This window comes from Dactylosporangium sp. CA-139066 (assembly GCF_050936175.1).
Taxonomy (GTDB): Bacteria; Actinomycetota; Actinomycetes; order Mycobacteriales; family Micromonosporaceae; genus Dactylosporangium.
In genome coordinates, this window is record NZ_JBNJNH010000001.1 from 7082970 (window position 1) to 7101237 (window position 18268).

Annotated in this window: 17 protein-coding genes; 13 read left to right on the forward strand and 4 right to left on the reverse strand. The window is 71.2% G+C overall.

Annotated elements, in window-relative coordinates:
* Nucleotides 1-140 precede the first annotated feature (140 nt).
* The gene (locus ACQEVU_RS32575; protein WP_433330323.1) at nucleotides 141-470 is read right to left on the reverse strand and encodes a YciI family protein; all 330 of its coding nucleotides are present in this window, start codon (nucleotides 468-470) and stop codon (nucleotides 141-143) included.
* A gap of 326 nt (nucleotides 471-796) precedes the next feature.
* On the opposite strand from ACQEVU_RS32575, the gene ACQEVU_RS32580 reads away from it, so the two are divergent.
* Together ACQEVU_RS32580 and ACQEVU_RS32585 are read left to right on the forward strand one after the other, a co-directional pair.
* The gene (locus ACQEVU_RS32580; RefSeq protein WP_433330325.1) at nucleotides 797-1225 is read left to right on the forward strand and encodes a hypothetical protein; all 429 of its coding nucleotides are present in this window, start codon (nucleotides 797-799) and stop codon (nucleotides 1223-1225) included.
* Nucleotides 1226-1358: 133 nt separating this feature from the next.
* Complete coding sequence (locus tag ACQEVU_RS32585; RefSeq protein ID WP_433330327.1) at nucleotides 1359-2186, forward strand: PhzF family phenazine biosynthesis protein; 828 nt, start codon at nucleotides 1359-1361, stop codon at nucleotides 2184-2186.
* Nucleotides 2187-2283: 97 nt separating this feature from the next.
* Here ACQEVU_RS32585 and ACQEVU_RS32590 read toward each other — a convergent pair whose 3' ends face one another.
* Both ACQEVU_RS32590 and ACQEVU_RS32595 read right to left on the reverse strand, forming a co-directional pair.
* Nucleotides 2284-2838 (reverse strand): chaplin family protein, encoded by a 555-nt coding sequence (locus tag ACQEVU_RS32590; protein ID WP_433330329.1) that lies wholly within the window; start codon nucleotides 2836-2838, stop codon nucleotides 2284-2286.
* Nucleotides 2839-2973: 135 nt separating this feature from the next.
* Nucleotides 2974-3546: a DedA family protein gene (locus ACQEVU_RS32595; RefSeq protein WP_433330331.1), complete on the reverse strand. Its 573-nt coding sequence runs from the start codon at nucleotides 3544-3546 to the stop codon at nucleotides 2974-2976.
* A gap of 35 nt (nucleotides 3547-3581) precedes the next feature.
* Between ACQEVU_RS32595 and ACQEVU_RS32600 the strand changes: the two genes are divergently transcribed.
* The 9 genes from ACQEVU_RS32600 (at nucleotide 3582) to ACQEVU_RS32640 (ending at nucleotide 13269) form a co-directional block, all read left to right on the forward strand.
* Complete coding sequence (locus ACQEVU_RS32600; protein WP_433330333.1) at nucleotides 3582-3965, forward strand: DUF1992 domain-containing protein; 384 nt, start codon at nucleotides 3582-3584, stop codon at nucleotides 3963-3965.
* 77 nt (nucleotides 3966-4042) lie between these two features.
* Entirely contained in the window at nucleotides 4043-5131 is a 1089-nt protein-coding gene (locus tag ACQEVU_RS32605) for an ROK family transcriptional regulator (protein ID WP_433330335.1), read from the forward strand.
* A 27-nt stretch (nucleotides 5132-5158) separates the two neighbouring features.
* Nucleotides 5159-6460: an ABC transporter substrate-binding protein gene (locus tag ACQEVU_RS32610; RefSeq protein WP_433330337.1), complete on the forward strand. Its 1302-nt coding sequence runs from the start codon at nucleotides 5159-5161 to the stop codon at nucleotides 6458-6460.
* Nucleotides 6461-7381 carry a carbohydrate ABC transporter permease gene (locus tag ACQEVU_RS32615; RefSeq protein ID WP_433330339.1) on the forward strand — a complete coding sequence of 307 codons (921 nt, stop codon included), beginning with the start codon at nucleotides 6461-6463 and terminating at the stop codon, nucleotides 7379-7381.
* Entirely contained in the window at nucleotides 7378-8193 is an 816-nt protein-coding gene (locus ACQEVU_RS32620; RefSeq protein WP_433330341.1) for a carbohydrate ABC transporter permease, read from the forward strand. The genes ACQEVU_RS32615 and ACQEVU_RS32620 overlap by 4 nt, the downstream gene beginning before the upstream one ends.
* Complete coding sequence (locus ACQEVU_RS32625) at nucleotides 8190-9431, forward strand: 6-phospho-beta-glucosidase (RefSeq protein WP_433330343.1); 1242 nt, start codon at nucleotides 8190-8192, stop codon at nucleotides 9429-9431. Before ACQEVU_RS32620 ends, ACQEVU_RS32625 begins: the two co-directional genes overlap by 4 nt.
* A complete protein-coding gene (locus ACQEVU_RS32630; protein ID WP_433330345.1) occupies nucleotides 9428-11071 on the forward strand; it encodes an N-acetylglucosamine kinase in 1644 nt (547 codons plus the stop codon). Before ACQEVU_RS32625 ends, ACQEVU_RS32630 begins: the two co-directional genes overlap by 4 nt.
* Nucleotides 11072-11095: 24 nt before the next feature.
* Nucleotides 11096-11662, forward strand: coding sequence for a helix-turn-helix domain-containing protein (locus ACQEVU_RS32635; RefSeq protein ID WP_433330347.1), 567 nt, complete (start codon nucleotides 11096-11098; stop codon nucleotides 11660-11662).
* A gap of 248 nt (nucleotides 11663-11910) precedes the next feature.
* Entirely contained in the window at nucleotides 11911-13269 is a 1359-nt protein-coding gene (locus tag ACQEVU_RS32640; RefSeq protein WP_433330349.1) for a pyridoxal phosphate-dependent decarboxylase family protein, read from the forward strand.
* 300 nt (nucleotides 13270-13569) lie between these two features.
* Here ACQEVU_RS32640 and ACQEVU_RS32645 read toward each other — a convergent pair whose 3' ends face one another.
* A complete protein-coding gene (locus ACQEVU_RS32645) occupies nucleotides 13570-15189 on the reverse strand; it encodes a GTPase family protein (protein WP_433330351.1) in 1620 nt (539 codons plus the stop codon).
* Between the two features lie 264 nt (nucleotides 15190-15453).
* Here ACQEVU_RS32645 and ACQEVU_RS32650 point away from each other — a divergent pair, with 264 nt between their 5' ends.
* Together ACQEVU_RS32650 and ACQEVU_RS32655 are read left to right on the forward strand one after the other, a co-directional pair.
* The gene (locus ACQEVU_RS32650) at nucleotides 15454-16017 is read left to right on the forward strand and encodes a TetR/AcrR family transcriptional regulator (RefSeq protein ID WP_433330353.1); all 564 of its coding nucleotides are present in this window, start codon (nucleotides 15454-15456) and stop codon (nucleotides 16015-16017) included.
* Between the two features lie 12 nt (nucleotides 16018-16029).
* Complete coding sequence (locus ACQEVU_RS32655; protein WP_433330355.1) at nucleotides 16030-18210, forward strand: MMPL family transporter; 2181 nt, start codon at nucleotides 16030-16032, stop codon at nucleotides 18208-18210.
* Nucleotides 18211-18268: the final 58 nt, after the last annotated feature.

An 18268-nucleotide genomic window follows, 5' to 3' on the forward strand; every position in this document is an offset into this window, starting at 1 on the left:
CCTCTTGGGCGGCCTCATCGCTACTACGAACGCCCCTGACCTGATCCGACACCGCCTCCGAAAAAACTGTGCGCTCGCGCCTGGTCAGCACGGCGGCCACCCGGGCCGGTGGGCCCGGGTGGCCGCCTGGCGGACGTCGATCACGCGGACAGGAACGGCCGCACCTCGATCTTCCGGTTGCAGGCCTTCGACCCCTCGGCGGCGAGCTTGAGCGCCACGTCCAGGTCGGGTGCCTCCATGATCCAGAAGCCGGCGAGGTACTCCTTTGACTCCACGAAGGGCCCGTCGGTGAACAGCGCCTGCCCCTCGCGGTTGTCGATGACGGTGGCCGTGCTGGGCGATGCGAGGCCGCCGGCGAAGACCCAGTGCCCCTCGGCCTGGAGCCGGTCGTTGAACGCGTCGATGGCGGCGTCCTCCTTCGCGGTGGCCGGGCCGGTGCCGTCGTCGATCACGGAAATCAGGTACTGCATCTGAAGATCATCTCCTGTGCGTCGAAACGGGCGCTACCCCTTGCGGGCGGCCTCACCCCTGCTACGAACGCCACCACCCCGATCCGACACCGCATCGCGGATTTCTCCGAAGAACTTCCGGGATGCCGGAAGCGCCGGCGACGGACAGTGAGCGGACACGATGGTGACCGTCGATGGCCTTGCGTGGGATGGGCCGATAGTTGGCACGTCGGGAGGGCATGGGCCAGCCGGTGTGACGCGTGGCACGTTCGGGGGATTCCCGGATGACGCACAGACCGTAACGTCGATGGCATCGCACTCTGTCAGCCAGCGAGGGGGAACACTCCATGAGCGACATCGACACCGGCTCCTACGACGGCGGGGGCGACGTCGACTACGGGCACTTCGAGACGGGCCAGGAGCACGCTGGTCTCGACCAGCTGCACCAGGCCCACGGCTCGGAGTCGGACTACGGCAACCAGTACGGCGTGTACGAGAACGACCACCACGCCGACACCTCGACCGACTTCTCGCAGGGGCACCACACCGAGTTCGACCAGGGCCCGGCCGTGCACTACGAGTCGGACGACTACACCAACTACAGCCACGACGGCAGCGTCGACGACCACGTCTTCGCCGCCGAGGGCAGCGAGCACGCCCACCAGGCCGAGTTCGGCGAGCTCGACGCGCTGCAGCAGCGCTTCGACTCCGCGTTCGCCGAGGGGACCGAGCTGCACGGCGGCGAGGGCGGGCATCTCGGCGTCGCGTCCAGCTGACCCGGGCACAGACCTGAGGCCGGCGTCCGAGCGGACGCCGGCCTGAACCATGTCCGGCCGATCGGAGAACCGAGGCCAGGCCGGCGCGATTGGACTGCGCCGCGAGCGGGAAACCGGCCTAGCCTCGGCACACATGGAGATCCTGCGGTACAGCGCGTTCACCGACGACCCGAACGGCGGCAACCCGGCGGGCGTGGTCCTGGACGCGACCGGGCTCGCCGACGCCGACCTGCAGCGCATCGCGGCCGAGGTCGGCTACTCCGAGACCGCGTTCCTGACCGGCAACGACCCGCAGCGGCGCAGCGCCGCCGTCCGGTACTTCAGCCCCCTCGCCGAGGTCCCGTTCTGCGGCCACGCGACCATCGCCACCGCCGTGGCGTACGCGGACCGGTTCGGCGACGGCGACATCGCGCTGGACGCGCCGGTCGGCCGCATCCCGGTCCGGACCGCCGACGGGTCCGCCACGCTCAGCAGCGTCGCGCCCCGAAGCGTTGCCATCGACGAGCGGGACATCGAGCGGCTGCTGGCGATGCTGCGGTACGACCGCGAAGACCTCGACGCGGCGTTCCCGATCCGCGCGACGTTCGCCGGCGCCTGGCATCCGATCGTCGCGGTCCGGCAACGCGAACGGCTCGCGCGGCTCGACTACGACTTCGGCGGGCTGCAGCGGCTCATGGCCGAACGCGACTGGACGACCGTCGCCCTCGTGCACCGGGAGACCGAGACGGTCTTCCACGCCCGCAACCCGTTCCCGCCCGGCGGCGTGTACGAGGACCCGGCCACCGGCGCGGCCGCGGCGGCGTTCGGCGGGTACGTGCGCGAGCTCGGACTCGTGACGACCCCGGCGACGCTGACCGTCCACCAGGGACACGACATGGGGCGCCCGAGCCTCCTGCGCGTCGGCCTGCAGGAGGGCGCCAACCCGACGGTGACGGGCCGGGCCGTCCGAATAGGACAGTGAGCGGACGCCGATGAGCGTTGGCCGAATGCGGAAGGGCTGAACTTCCGCGTAGATCGGCCAACGCTCACAAGGGACAGGCGGTGCCCCGAAGCAGAGCTCAGCAGCTGGAGGCGAAGCCGACCAGCGCAACGGAGTTGCAGGAAACGTTGATCGGCGCCTGGAACGTGAACGAGGACTGGTTGCCGTTGCCGATGCCGGCGTTGAAGCCGGTGTTCCAGTCGCCGTTGTTGCTGTACGCCGACGCGCCGCCGTTGCCGTGGTTGCGGCCGTTGCCGTCGTCGTAGGCGTTCGCGTTGGCGCCGCCGCCGTTCTTCTTGTGCTTCTTGTGCTTCTTGTTGTGGACCCCGTAGCTGCTGGCGTTGCCGTTGCCGTTGGAGCCGTCGTGGTAACCGGCGCCACTGGCCGCGCCGCCGTTGCCGTTGTAGGCGAACGCGCCGCCGTTGCAGTTGGCGCTGGCGAAGCCGATGATCGCCAATGAGTTGCCGCAGATGTTCACCGGCGTCTGGATGGTGGTGGAGCTCTGGTTGCCGTTGAAGAGGCCGACGTTGGGACCACTGTTCCAGCTGTCGGCGTGCGCGGCGGTGCCGGTGAGCGCGAGGCCACCCATTGCCAGCGCGGCGATCTGCACCGACCGGATGAGCCAGCGTTTCATGATGACGACCTTTCGACGAGTGATCGACGGGGAACGTCCGTCGCGCCCTCCACCTAACCCGAAATGCGAGCTGCGGACGGATATTTCACGAAATTCCGTCACGCAATGCACCCGTGCGGTGACATAACGTAGCGCTCAGCGATGGCGGAAGCGGCGGAGGATGTACCGGAGCCCCAGGACGATCAGGACGACGGCCACCGCGAGCAGCGCGGGCAGCTTGTACCGCGCGATCCGCTCCAGGTTGTTGCCCACGACGGCGCCGACGGTGACCCACAACGACGTCCACAGCACGGCGCCGATGCCGTCGCGCACCACGTAGCGCCGCCACGGCAGCGCGGTCGCACCGCAGATCAGGCCGTTGGTCTGGCGCAGCCCGTCGATGAACCGGGCGACCACCACGATGTTGAGCCCGCGCGTGGCGATGAAGTTCTCGGCCTTCGACAGGCGCGCCTCGGTGAGCCCGACCCGCCCGCCGAAGCGCAGCAGCGCGGGCCGCCCGGCGCGCCGGCCGAGCAGGTAGCCGAGGTTGTCGCCGAGCACCGCGGCGACCAGCGTGACGGCGACGACGGCCGGCATCCACAGGTGGCCGTGCGCGGCGAGGGCCGCGGCGGCGACCACGACGCTGACCGCCGGGGTCGGGATGCCGATGCCCTCCAGGAGCACCAGGAGTGCCAGCGCCGGGTAGCCGTACCGCTCGAGATGCTCCATCGATCTTGATCCTGCCACGGGTACCATTGAGGGCAATGACCAGTTGGTATGAGTCCCACATCGACCGGCAGATCCGCGAGGCGCGGGAGCGGGGCGAGTTCGACAACCTCCCCGGCGCCGGCAAGCCCCTGCCCGATCACGGTGAACTCTACGACGAGGACTGGTGGATCAAGGATCTCGCCCGCCGCGAGAGCCTGCCCGGCGGCATCCCGCCGACCCTGCGGCTGCGCCGGGAGGTCGAGGACTTCCCCGAAGCGCTGGTCAAGTTCAAGACCGAGGATTCGGTACGGCGTGCAGTAGCCGACCTCAACACGCGCATCGAGCGCGCCAAGCGGGGCTTCATCGAGGGCCCGCCGGCGATCCTGCGGCCACTGGACGTCGAGGAGATCGTCACCGCGTGGCGTAGCGCCCGCGCGTAGCCATTGACAGCGCCGAGCGTGGCGCATACCTTTCCCCCAACTGTTAGTCAGTCTGCCTATTAGTTTGGGGGCAAGCCGTGGCGGTCGGGGGATCCTCCAAGCTGCTCAAGGCGCTCAACGAGGCGGCCGCCCTCGGGCACCTCCTCGACCACGGCGAGCTCACCCGGGCCGAGCTGCGGGCGCTCACCGGCCTGTCCAAGCCGACGATCTCCGAGGCGATCCGGCGGCTGACCGAGGCCGGGCTCGTCGTCGGCGTCGGGCACGAGACCGGGCGCCCCGGCCCCAACGCCGAGGTGTACGCGGTGGACGCCGGCGCCGCCTACGCCGTGGCGATGTCGGTGCGCGACCACTCCCCCGCGCTCACCGCCGCCCTCTACGACCTGCGGGGCGTCCAGCGGGCGCGGCTCGAGGTGCCCGTCGACTTCGCGCACACCGACCCTGTGCGCGCGGTCGAGGAGGCGATCGGCGAGCTCGGCGTGGACCGCGACCGGCTGGCGCACGTGCAGCTCGCGGTGGCCGGCGCGTTCGACCCCCGCGACCGCGTGATCCACCACGTCGACGTGCCGGGCTGGAGCCGTGCCGGGCTCGTCGACGAGCTGCAGGACCGGCTGGGCACCGTGGTCGGCGTCGACAACGACGTCAACCTCGCCGCGCTCGCCGAGCGGGCCCACGGGGCGGCGCAGGGCGCGGAGTCCTTCGTGCTGCTGTGGCTCGGCGACAGCGGCCTCGGCCTCGCCATCGACCTCGGCAACGGCGTGATGCTGCGCGGCGCCCGCGGCGGCGCCGGCGAGATCGGCTACATCCCGGTCGGCGACGGCGACTTCCACGACCTCGTCGGGCCGGACGCGGTCCGGGCGCTGGCCGCGCGGTACGACACCACCGACGAACTACTCAAGGAGCTCGCCGGCCGGATCGTGCTCGGGCTCGCGGCCGTCGTCGCGGTCCTCGACCCGCCGCTCGTCGTCATCGGCGGCGAGCTCGCCCGGCAGTACGGCGCGCCGCTCGGCGAGGCCGTCACCAAGGCCATGTCCAACGCCGCGCCGCTGGAGACGGCGATCGCGGTCAGCACCGTCGACGACGACGCGCCGCTGCTGGGCGCCGCCGACGCCGCGGTGTCCGCGGTGCGCGAGTCCCTCCTCGCCGCACTGCGCCAACCCACCCCCTAGCACCACCCCACGACCAAGGAGCCCCCCGTGCGTCGCCTCCTCGTGATCGCCGCGGCCGTCGCCCTGACCGCCGCGTGTACTCCCGCCCCGAAGAACAAACCGATCGCCGACCCGGGCGCCGACGTCTCCGGCACCGTGGAGTTCTGGCACTTCTTCACCGACCGCGAGGCCGAGGCCATCGACGCGGTCGTGAAGGACTTCCAGGCGAGCCACCCGAAGATCAACGTCGTGGTCAAGTCGGGCCAGGACGACTCGAAGATGACCCAGGCGATCGGCGGCGGGCAGGGCCCGGACGTCGGCCTGTCGTACTCCACCGACATCGTCGGGCAGTTCTGCTCCTCCGGCGCGTGGCTCGACCTGGCGCCGTACATCGCCCGCGACAAGGTCTCGATGGACGCGTTCCCGCCGACCGTGAAGCAGTACACCGAGTTCAAGGGCAAGCGCTGCGCCATGCCGGTCCTCGCCGACGCCTACGGCCTGTACTACAACAAGCAGATGTTCGCCGACGCGGGCATCTCCGGGCCGCCGAAGACCCTTGAGGAGTTCGCCGAGGACGCCAAGAAGCTCACCAAGCGCTCGGCCGACGGCACCATCACCACCGCCGGGTTCCTGCCGGAGTTCGGCTTCTACGAGAACACGCCGTCGCACCTCGGGCCGATGGTCGGCGCGCAGTGGCTCAAGCCCGACGGTTCCTCGGCGATCGGCGGGGACGCGGCCTGGCCGCAGCTGCTGCAGTGGCAGAAGTCCCTTGTGGACTGGTTCGGGTACGACAAGCTTGAGGCCTTCCGGGCCGGGCTCGGCGACGAGTACTCCGACGCCAACGCCTTCCAGAAGGGGCAGGTGGCGATGGCGATCGACGGCGAGTACCGCATCGCCTTCGCCAAGGACCAGTCGCCGGACCTGCAGTTCGGCGTGGCGCCGATGCCGACGTCCACATCGGACCGTTACGGCGCCGGGTACGTGACCGGCAACGTCATCGGCATCTCCAAGACCGCCAAGAACCCCGAGGCGGCGTGGGAGCTCATCAAGTACCTCACCACAGACACGAAGGCGATCGTCAAGCTGGCCAACAGCCTGAAGAACATACCGTCCACAAAGGACGCGCTCGCCTCGCCCGACCTCAAGCTCGACGCCGAGTTCAAGACGTTCGTGGACATCTTCAACCACCCGAAGACCACGACCACGCCGCCGTCCTCGGCCGGGCCGGCCTACCAGGAGACGTTCCAGACGTTCTGCGACTCCTGGCAGAGCGGCAAGGTCGCCGACCTCAAGGCCGGGCTGACCGACGTCGACAAGCAGGTAAACTCGCTGCTGCAGCTGGGCGGCTGAATGCGCCACCGGCTCCGCCACACGCTGACCGTCGCCTCCTTCATGGCGCCGGCGACGGTCGGCATCGTGGTGTTCTTCGTGTACCCGCTGGTGTCCGCGGTGTACTTCTCGTTCACGAAGTTCGACCTGCTGACCGTCCCCGAGTGGGTCGGGCTGCGCAACTACCGGCACATGTTCGAGGACGCGTTCCTGGCCACCGCGGTGCGCAACACGCTGTGGTTCGTCGCGTTCATGGTGCCGGCCCGGATGCTCGGCGGCCTCGCCTCCGCGCTGCTGCTCACGAAGCTGCGGCGGGCCGGCGGGTGGTACCGCACCATCTTCTACCTGCCGGCCCTCGCCCCGCCGGTCGCCGCGACGCTCGCCTTCGTGTACCTGCTCAAGCCCGGCGTCGGCCCGGTGAACTCGGCGCTGTCGCACCTGGGCATGAGCCCGCCGCTGTGGTTCAACTCCCCCGACTGGTCCAAGCCGTCGCTGGTCCTGCTGGCCCTGTGGGGCTGCGGGGACATGATGGTGCTGTACCTCGCGGCGCTGCTCGACGCGCCGACCGCGCAGCTGGAGGCGGCCACCATGGACGGGGCCAACGCCTGGCAGCGGTTCCGGCACGTGACGATGCCGCACATCCGGCCGGTCGTGGTGTTCACGGCCGTCATCGGGGTCATCACGACGCTGCAGTACTTCGCACAGGCCGCCGTCGCCGCATCGGCCGCCAGCGGCCAGGCCACCACCGGGGCGGGGATCTCCTCGACGTTCGGGTACCCGGAGGGCTCGACGTTCACGTACCCCCTTTGGCTCTACGTCGTCGGGTTCCGCTACGGGGCGCTCGGCTACGCCAACGCCCTGGCCGTCGTGCTGTTCGTGGTCGCGTTCGGGGTGTCGCTGCTGCTGCTTCGCCGTACCGTGAATCCGGAGACCGCGTCGTGAAACTCGCCTTCGTCGCCCGCCACAGCATCGCGATCGCGCTGAGCATCATGTTCATCGCGCCGGTCGGGTTCCTGCTGCTGACCTCGTTCATGTCCGACTCGCAGGCGCTGACGGCCTCCTACTGGCCCTCGACCTGGCACTTCTCCAACTACGGGACCGTGTTCGCCAAGACGCCGGTGCCGCGGTACCTGCTCAACACCGTCCTCTACGCGACCCTCGCGACGCTGTTCATGCTGCTCTCCAGCATCCCGGCCGCCTACGCCCTGGCCAAGCTGCGGTGGCGCGGCCGCGGCTTCGTGCTGGTCGTCATCGTGTCGATGATGATGATCCCGCCGCAGGTGACGACCGTGCCGCTGTACCTCATGTGGGCCAACTACGGCCTCACCGGCACCCTATGGCCCCTCGTCCTGCCGATGCTCTTCGGCGACGCGTTCTCGATCTTCCTGCTGCGCCAGTTCCTCGTCACCATCCCCGGCGAGTACCTGGACGCGGCCCGCGTCGACGGCTGCGGCGAGTGGCGCACCCTGCTGCGGGTCGTGCTGCCGATGGCCCGCCCCGGCATCGCCGCCGCCGCGCTGTTCCAGTTCTTCTACGCCTGGAACGACTACTACGGCCCCCTGCTGTACACCAGCGAGAATGAGCAGAACTGGACGCTCTCGCTGGGCCTGGCCTCGTTCCGGACACTGCACCATGTGCAGTGGAACCTGGTGAGCGCCGCGACCATCCTGACCATGGTCCCGGTCGTGGCGCTGTTCTTCTTCGCACAACGCGCCTTCGTGCAGGGCGTGACACTGACAGGAGTCAAGGGTTGAAAATCGCCGTCGTCGGGGGCGGGTCCACCTACACCCCGGAGCTGATCGACGGGTTCGCGCGCCTGGCGCCGTTCGCCTCGGAGATCGTGCTGCTCGACCCGCAGGCCGATCGCCTGGCGGTCGTCGGCGCCTTCGCCCGCCGCCTGCTGGCGTTCCACGGCAGCGCCGCGTCGCTGCGCTGGACGTCCGACGTGGACGACGCCCTGCGCGGCGCGTCCACGGTCGTCATCCAGCTGCGCGTCGGCGGCCAGCAGGCCCGCATCAGCGACGAGACCTTCCCGCTCGCCTGCGACTGCGTCGGCCAGGAGACCACGGGCGCCGGCGGCTTCGCCAAGGCCCTGCGCACCGTCCCGGTGGTGCTCGACATCGCCCGCCGCGCCGACCCCGGCGCCTGGATCGTCAACTTCACCAACCCGGTCGGCATCGTCACCCGCGCCCTGCTGGACGACGGCCACCGCGCCGCCGGCCTGTGCAACGTGGCCATCGGCTTCCAGCGCCGCTGGGCCGCCGCGCTGGGCGTCGACCCGTCCGCCGTCACGCTGGGCCACGTCGGCCTGAACCACCTGACCTGGGAGCGCGCGGCCTACGTCGACGGCGTCGACCGCCTGCCGGAGCTGCTGGACAAGGCCCTGGACGAGATCGCCTCGGGCCTGCAACTCCCCCGCGAGGTCATCTCGTCCCTGGCCTGCGTCCCCTCCTACTACCTGCGCTACTTCTACAGCCACGACGAGGTCGTGCGCGAGGAGCGCGGCAAGCCCACGCGCGGCGAGCGGGTCTCGGAAATAGAGTCGGAGCTCCTGTCCCTGTACGCCGACCCGTCCCTGACCCAGAAGCCCGCCCTCCTCGGCGAGCGCGGCGGCGCCTTCTACTCGGAGGCCGCGGTGGGCCTGATCGCGTCGCTGCAACACGACGACGGCGGCATCCACGCCGTGAACGTCCGCAACCGCGGCTTCTTCCCGTTCCTCTCCGACGACGCGGTCATCGAGACCACCTGCCGCGTCGGCGCCACGGGCGCCACGCCCCTGCCGGCACCCCCGCTGCGCCCCGAGCTGGCCGGCCTGATCTCCTCGGTGTCGGCCTACGAGGAACTGGCCGTCGAGGCCGCCCTCCACGGCGGCCGCGACCGCGTCTACCGCGCCCTGCTGTCCCACCCGCTGGTGGCCCAGCACGCCAAGGCCGACCGCCTGACCGACGAGCTCCTGTCGGCCAACCGCGACCACCTGGCCTGGCTGTCGTGACCCCGCCACCGCCAGCTGACGGCACCACCTCGACCACCGAAACCCCACCGCCCCCGACTCCGGTCAGCGCCGACCCCACACCGCCGGCCAGCACGGCACAGCACACCGCCACACCCGACAACGCCGCCCCAACAACCACCACCGCAACCCAGGCCACCACGACGAGCGGCGCCGCCTCGCCAGCGACCACGACACGCCACACCACCACGCCCGACGGCACCACCCCGACGACCACCACAGCCGACGCCGCCGCCCCAACGACCACCACCGCGACGCAGTCCGCAACGACGAGGGGCAGCGCCTCGACGACCAGCACGGCACCGCACACCACCACAGCCGACAGCGCCCGCCCGACGGCCGACACGGCGCAGCACACCGCCACAGCCGACGCCGCCCGCCCGACGGCCACCACCGCGACGCACTCCACCACGACGAGCAGCGGCGCCTCGACGGCTGGCACGGCACAGCACACCGCCACGGCCGACGCCGCCCGCCCGACCGCCACCACCACGACGCACTCCGCCACGACGAGCGGCGGCGCCTCGACGGCCGACATGGCACAGCACACCGCCACAGCCGACAGCGCCCGCCCGACGGCCACCACCACCACCGTGACGCAGTCCGCCACGACGAGGGGCGGCGCCTCGACGGCCGGCACGGCACGGCTCTTTGCCGCGGCCGACGGTGGAAACTCGAAGACCGACGTGGTGCTCGGCGACTCCGACGGGCGGATCCTCGCGCGGGTCACCGGCCCGACCACGTCGCCGCACGTGCTCGGGCTGCCCGCCGCCGTCGCCCAGCTCGCCGAGCTCGTCGCCCAGGCCCGGGCGGCGGCCGCCCTGCCCGCGTCGGTGGAGCTCGACCGGTTGTCCGTGTACGTCGCCGGCGCCGACCTGCCCTTCGAAGTCGAGCAGCTCAACGCCGCCGTCGGCGGGCTCGGGCTGGCCGGCGTCACCGTCGTCGACAACGACCTCTTCGCGCTGCTGCGCGCCGGCACCTCCGCCCCGGACGCGGTCGGCGTGGTCTGCGGCGCCGGCATCAACGCGGCTGGTCGCCGCGCCGACGGCGCCACGTCACGCTTTCCCGCCCTCGGGCCGCTGTCCGGGGACTGGGGCGGAGGCCGCCACCTGGCGTCCATGGCGCTCTACCACGCGTGCCGGGCCGAGGACGGCCGCGGTCCCGCGACCGCCCTCGCCGACGCGGTATGCCGCCACTTCGGGCGCCCCACCGTCGAGGCGGTCGCGATCGCGCTGCACCTGGGAGAGTTGCCGCCCGCCCGGCTGGACGAGCTGTCCAAGGTGCTGTTCACGGTCGCGGCCACCGGCGACGAGGTGGCGAGCCGGGTGGTGCGCCGCCTGGCCGACGAGATCGAGGCCCTGGTCCGGGTCGCGGCGACGCGGCTCGACCTGCTCGATCGCCCCTACACGGTGGTCCTCGGCGGGGGCGTGCTTACGGCCCGGCACCCACAGCTGCACGACGACGTGGTGGCGCGCATCGCCGCAATGTCACCCGAAGCATCGGTCACCGTCCTTTCGTCACCGCCCGTCGCCGGCGCGGCCCTGCTGGCCCTGGATGCCCTCCACGACGGCGTATGCCCCGCGGCCGTCGAGGCCGTCGTTCGGAAGACTCTTCCACTATAGCGGAATTCCGCTATAGTGGAAGGCGTGGGAATCGATGAACTCGGGCGCCGGATCAAGCAGGAGCGACTCCGGCGCGGCATGACGCTCGAGGAGCTCGCCGCGGCCAGCGGGGTGAGCCGGTCGATGCTGTCGGAGGTGGAGCGCAACGGCCGGATGCCGACCGTCGCCGTGCTGGACCGGATCGCGACCGGCCTCGGCACGACCATCGCCCGCCTGCTGCGCGACGAGCACCCGCCGCAGACGACGGTGCTGCGCCGCGCCGAGCAGGACGTGGCCCGCGACCCGGCGGGCTGGGAGCGGCGGGTCCTCAGCCCCGTCCTGCCGGGCGTGGAGTTCGAGCTGATGCGCACCACGATCGAGGCCCACGTCGACGCGGGCACGTTCACGCCGCACGGCGCGGGCTCGAGGGAGTATGTGGCGGTCGAGTCCGGCACGCTGCGCCTCACGCTGGACGGCGACCCGATCGACCTGCACACGGGCGACAGCGCGTTCTACGCCGGCGACCGCCACCACGGCTTCGCCAATCCCGCCGACGAGCCGTGCGTCTACTACCTGGCCATGGACGTGGCGGCACATGGGGAGTCGCCATGAGCGGTGACGCGGTGGACGGCATCGGGGCCGCGCCGCACGGGCGTGGACACGCTGAAGGACGCAACCTTCCGCCGGGCTTCAAGAGGTCGGCGACACACCCGCGGGCCGTCGGGCATCAGGGGGCCGCACCGCACGATCACGGACTCGCTGAACGGCGCGGCCCTTCGCCGGACTTCGAGTGGTCGGCGGAGCGTCTGCGGGCCGTCGGGCATCAGGTTGTCGAGCTCGCCGTCCGACACATTGCCGGAATGCCGGAGCGGGACGTGTTCGCGCCGGTTCCGGGCGACATCGTGCGCGGGTTCGAGCGGGGGGCGCCGCCCCTGACGGGAGCGCCGGTCGACGGCGTGCTGGACGACTTCGCGGCCCGTGTGGAGCCGTGGCCGTTCGGCAACGGGCATCCGCGGTTCTACGGGTGGGTCAATCCGCCGCCGCATCCGCTGGGGGTCTTCGCCGAACTGCTGGCGGCCGCCATGAATCCCAGTGTCGCCGGGGGCAACCACGCAGCCGTGCACGTGGAGCGGCAGGTGGTCCGATGGTTCGCCGAACTGGCCGGGCTGCCGGCCGGTTCGGGCGGGCTGCTCGTGTCGGGCGGGTCGGCGGCGACGCTCACCGGGTTCGCCGCCGCGCGACACCGGGCAGCGCACCGATCCGGGATCGACGTCCGCCGCGACGGGGTGCAGGGCGGACCGCGGTTCGTGCTCTACCAGGGCGGCGAGGGGCACGGGTCCGCCCTCAAGGCCGCCGAGCTGCTGGGCATCGGCTCTGCAAACACGCGGATCATCCCGGCCGACACGCAGCACCGGATGCGGGTCGACCTGCTGCGCGACGCGATCGACGCCGACGTGCGGGCCGGGTGCGTGCCGGTCGCGGTGCTCGGCAGCGCCGGCACGGTCAACACCGGCGCCGTGGACGATCTCGAGGCGATCGCCGACGTGTGCGCCGAGCGTGGAGTGTGGCTGCACGTCGATGCCGCATATGGCGGACCGGCCGTGCTGCTCCTCGACGACCTCGCGGCCGTCCGCAAGGCGCTGGCGCGGGCCGACAGCATCACCCTCGACCCTCACAAGTGGCTGTACGCACCCGTGGACGCCGGTTTGGTGCTCTTCCGCGATGCGACGGGCGCCCGGGAGGCGTTCAGCCTGGTGCCGCCGTACTTGCGCACCGACGACGACCAGGACGGCGTCGGCGGCCCGGCGTGGTTCAGCGAGTACGGCTTCGAGCAAACCCGGCCGTTCCGCGCACTGAAGGTGTGGATGCTGCTCAAGCACCTGGGAGTGGCTGGCTACCGGTCGCTGATCGAGCACGACCTCGCGGTCGCCGACGCACTCGCCGCCGCAGTCGACGCTGCGCCCGACCTGGAACTGCTCGCTCGCGGGCTGAGCGTCGTGTGTTTCCGCGGCCGTCCGCGCTCGCGGCAGGAGGAGGACCTCGACGTTCTCAACCGGCGGGTGCTGACCGCGCTGCAGCACAGCGGGAGGGCGTTCCTGTCCGGGACCGTCGTCAACGGGGCGTTCGCGCTGCGAGCGTGCGTGGTCAACCCGCGCTCGACGATCGAGGATGCGGAGGCGGTGATCGCTGCGGTCCGCGCCCAGTTGACGGCGGCTTGACACCGACCCCCGGACGGCCCTCAGGCGCGTGGCATTGCGAAGGTCTGCCAGATCGCGGGCGCGGACACGACCGTTGCGCGCGGCCTCAACCGCAGCAGAGGGGCCACACGCGCGACTGTGGGCGGGGCCCAGGGACAGGGACCGGCCACAGAGGGACCTCATACGCGACCGCGGGCGGCGACCGCGGAGAGCCCGCACACGCGACCACAAGCGGCCGCAGAGGGGCCCCCGCCTCGTACCTGACCGCGGGATTGGCCTCCACGGCGCTGGCGGCGTCTGCGGCGTGGAGGCCGCCGACTGCTAGGCCGCCTCGCCGGCGCCGGCTGGGCGCTCGGCCTCGACGCCGGCGTCCGGAGCGGGCTCATCCGCGGCGCCCGCGAAGAACTCCTCGGCGTCGGCGTCGAGCATTGCGTCCAGGTCGTCGTCCGTCGGAGGCTGAGACTTACGGCGTTTGAAGAACGAGTTGTACAGGGCGATGACGTCGACCTCCGCGACGTTGGCGAAGAGGTCCGGGCGTTTGATCATCTCCTCGCACGCCTTCATCCACGCATGGCCGACCGCGATCGTGATGCCCACGCACAGCGTGCCGTTGAAGACCGCAATCGCCGCGTTCACCCCCGGGGCCGCCTTGCCGACGATCTTCCAGATACTCCGCTTCGCCGCCTGGCGGGCGGCTACCTTGGCCGCCTCCTTGCCGGTGTGCTCGGCCGCTACCGCCACGGCCTTGCGGGCGGCGATCTTCGCCGTCTCCTTGCCCGCCTCCTCGACGGCCTTACGGGCGGCGACGTTGAGCACGCCGTCCACCGTCTTCGCGGCTATCCGCTGGGCGGCCTCGTCGACCACGAGCTCGGCGACCTTGCGTGCCGCGACCTTCCGGGCCGCGATCTTGGCCGCCTCGCGACCGGCCTCCTCGGCCATGATCTTGGCTACCTCGCGGGCCGCCAGCTCGGCCGTTCGCTCCGCGCCCGTCGTCGCGACCCACGTGGCCGCGGTCGCGGCGACGCGGCGCGACGCCAGGGCCGCCGATCCGCCGATAACCGCCGTGAGCGCGGCCAGCTTCGCCAGTTGGGCCGGGGCCAGCTTGAGGCCGTAGGCGGCGCCGATTCGGGCCAGGAGGTTCGCGTGTACCGTCATGAGCGCCGCAACGTCCGCCAGCGGTACCGGCACGGCGCCGGCCGCGAAGGCGAACGGGCGGGCCCGCTTCAGATGTCGCAGCGCGAGCTCGCGCTTCAGCCGTAAGTCGACGATCTGGGCGACCTTGAAGGCGAGGCGGGCGGCGTGGGGAATCTGACCGACCGTGGCGTTCACCAGCTCGGTCAGGCCGTGCTGGGGGCTCGCCCCCTCCTCCTCCACCACGGAGTTGACCAGGAACACATTGCCCCGGGCGCCCAGCGGCAGGGCCAGGGCGTTGATCTCGCGCGCCAGCTCGATCGCGGAGCGCTGGGGGCGGCCCTGCCGCAGTTCCACGTGGGTCAGGACCATGAGCGGCGGAAGGTGCAGCGCGGCCAGCGCGCGGATGATCTTCTCGTGGCCGAGCTGGATGCGGTGGCTGTTCTGGTTGATGACGAACCACACGGCGTGAATATGCTCGGACGGCGGCTGCTGGCGGCGGTCCTGGATCAGAGCCGTCAGGCCGGCGATGAGCTGGTCGGTGGAGTGGCCGACCTCGAAACCCGGAGTGTCGAAGATCCGTAACCGGGACGGCGGCGGACCCTCGTAACCCATGATCTCGGGGGTGATCGGCCGGCCGACGCCGGTCGCGGCGTCGTCCACGCCGAACACCGCGTTCACGAGCGTGCTCTTGCCCGCTCCGGTGTCGCCCACGACCACGAGGTTGAAGCGGCCGATCGCGGCCAGCTCGTCCTCGTACGCCTGCTCGAACAAACGGTAGAAGTCTTCTGCACCAACGGTTCCATCCATGGTCCACTCCGTCGTTGCGTGTGTCGCTGCGGCCGTCCGACGGCGTTGATGATCGCAGCGATGGAGGCGGAATACATCCGCCGGTTGTGGATCTCTCGGAAGCGACGGGCGCGGGCCGATGTCAACGGAACAGGGCCGCGGCTGTGACGTGGCTCTCAAACTGGCCGATCGGTCAGATCCTGACCGATCGGCCAGGCATGCTGTCGCAGGAAAACCTGACCGATCGGACAGGTACGGGCGGCAGCGGCGCAGAGGAGGTGCGGGGTGGTGCGGAGCAGTACCCGCGACGAGATCCTGGCGTCGGCGGCCCGGCTGTTTGCGCAGGCCGGGTACAAGGGGACCTCGCTGCACGACATCGCCGTGGACGTCGGGTGCTCGAAGGCGGCGCTGCTGTACCACTTCGACAGCAAGGAAGCGATCCTCACCCAGCTCTGCGCGCCGGCCATCGCCGAGCTTGAGCAGCTGCACGAGCGGCTCGGGCACCTGGAGGGCGGCGAGGCACGCGAGGCGGCGATCGAAGGGTTCGTCGACCTGTCGATGCGCTACCGCAAGGAGATCCAGGTCATTTTCGGCGACCTTCCCGGGTTGCTGCAGCAGCCGGCCTTTCAACGCGTACACCTTATGGCCCAGAAAGTGTGCGAGGTCCTCGCCGCGGGGTCCGGCTCGCCCGCCGCGGTCATCGCGGCCAAGCTCGTGCTCGCCGGCATCCCGGCGATCGCGTTCGGTATCGACCTCGAGACGCACGACTACTCCGACGAGGAACTGCGCGCCGCGCTCATCGAGGCGGCGACGCGCGCCCTCGCTCCCCTCACCCCTGACAACCGTTAGGACGCGAACGTCATGGCTACTGTGCTCTACCGGCTCGGCCGGGGCTCGTTCCGGCACCGCTGGCTGGTGCTCGTCCTGTGGATCGTGGTGCTCGGCGCGCTCGGCGGCGCGGCGGCCGCGTTCAAGGGGCCGACCTCCAGCGACTTCACGATGCCCGGCACCGAGTCGCAGCGCGCGATCGACGCGCTCAAGCATGAGTTTCCCGAGGCCAGCGGCGCCACCGGCACGATCGTGATCAAGGCACCGGACGGCGCCAACCTCGCCGACGGGAACAACAAGAACGCGGTGATGGGGCTGGTCGGCGAGGCCAACAAGCTGCCCGGCGTCGTCGGGGCCCTCGATCCGTACAGCACGCGGGCGCTCTCGCCGAACGGGCAGTACGCGCTCATCACGGTGCAGTTCGTCGACCGGGCCGACAAGGTCACGAAGGACCAGCGGGCCGCGTACGAGGCGACGGGCAAGGCGGCGGAGCAGGCGGGGCTGCGCGTCGAGCACGGCGGCGAGGTCATGAACCACGAACCGGAGGTCGGCGGCAAGGAGGGCATCGGCGTCGCCATCGCCCTGGTGGTACTGCTCGTGACGTTCGGGTCGCTGGTCGCGGCCGGCATGACGATGCTCAACGCGCTGCTCGGTGTCGGGGCGGGCATGGCGGGGCTGTACGCGCTGTCCGGCGTCGTCCAGCTCACCAGCACGGCGCCGGTGCTGGCGCTCATGCTCGGGCTCGCCGTCGGCATCGACTACTCGCTGTTCATCTCCTCGCGGCACCGGCAGAACCTCGTCGAGGGGCTTGCGCCGGACGAGGCGGCGGGCCGCGCCGTCGGTACCGCGGGATCCGCGGTCGTGTTCGCCGGTCTCACGGTCGTCATCGCGCTGGCCGGCCTGTCGGTCGTCAACATCCCGTTCCTGACCGTGATGGGCCTGGCCGCGGCCGGCACCGTGGCCGTCGCCGTGCTGGTCGCGATCACGCTGCAGCCGGCGCTGCTGGCCTTCGCCGGCAACCGGATCCTCTCCCGCGCCCAGCGCAAGGCCGTCACCGACGGCGCCGCGCACCACAGCGAGAACTTCGGCTTCCGCTGGGCCCGCTGGATGATCCGGCTGCGGGTTCCCGTGATCCTGGTCGGCGTGCTCGGCCTCGCGGCGCTGGCGATCCCGGCCGCGCACATGCGCATCGCGCTGCCCGGGGCGAGCGCCGGCCCGGCCGACACCCCGGCCCGCAAGGCCGCCGACCTCATCGACCAGGGCTTCGGGCCCGGCTTCAACGGCCGGCTCGCGCTCGTGGTGTCCAGCGACTCGCCGGACACGACCAAGGCGAAGTCCGGCGAGGCGATCCAGAAGCTCACCGGCACCGAGAACCTGCTCGCCGCGACCCAGCCGAACTTCAGCCGCGACGGCAAGACGGCGCTGGTCGCGCTGATCCCGAAGACCGGGCCGACCGACGCGGCGACCGAGGACCTGGTCCACGCGGTCCGGGACAAGCTCAAGACGATCGGCGGGGCCGACTTCGCGGTCACCGGGCAGACGGCCGTCGGCATCGACGTGTCCGAGAAGCTGTCCAACGCGATGCCGATCTACCTGCTGCTGGTCGTCGGGTTGTCGGTGCTGCTGCTGATGCTGGTGTTCCGCTCGATCCTGGTGCCGCTCAAGGCCGCGGCCGGGTTCCTGCTCACCGTCGGCGCCACGTTCGGCATCACGGTACTGGTGTTCCAGGACGGCCACCTCGGCTCGCTGGTCGGGCTGGACCGGCCCGGGCCGCTGGTGAGCTTCCTGCCGATCCTGCTCATCGGCATCCTGTTCGGCCTGGCCATGGACTACGAGGTGTTCCTCGTGTCGCGGATGCGCGAGGACTTCGTGCACGGCGAGAGCCCGCGGCAGGCCACGATCAGCGGCATGGGCCACGGCGCCCGGGTCGTGACGGCGGCGGCGATCATCATGGCGTCGGTGTTCGGCGGCTTCGTGCTCGTCGACGACCCGGTCATCAAGTCGATGGGCTTCGCGCTGGCCATCGGCGTGGCGATCGACGCGTTCATCGTGCGCATGACGATCGTGCCGGCGGTGGTGTCGCTGCTCGGCCGGGCCGCCTGGTGGCTGCCGCGCTGGCTCAACCGCATCCTGCCCAACGTCGACATCGAGGGCGAGAAGCTGCGCCAGCACCTGGCGACCGACCCGGCGCCGGCCGAGCCCGCGCGCGTCTAGGCGTCAGCTGTTCCGGCACCGCCCGCAGGCGATCCTGCAGGGCGGTGTCGGGCACGGC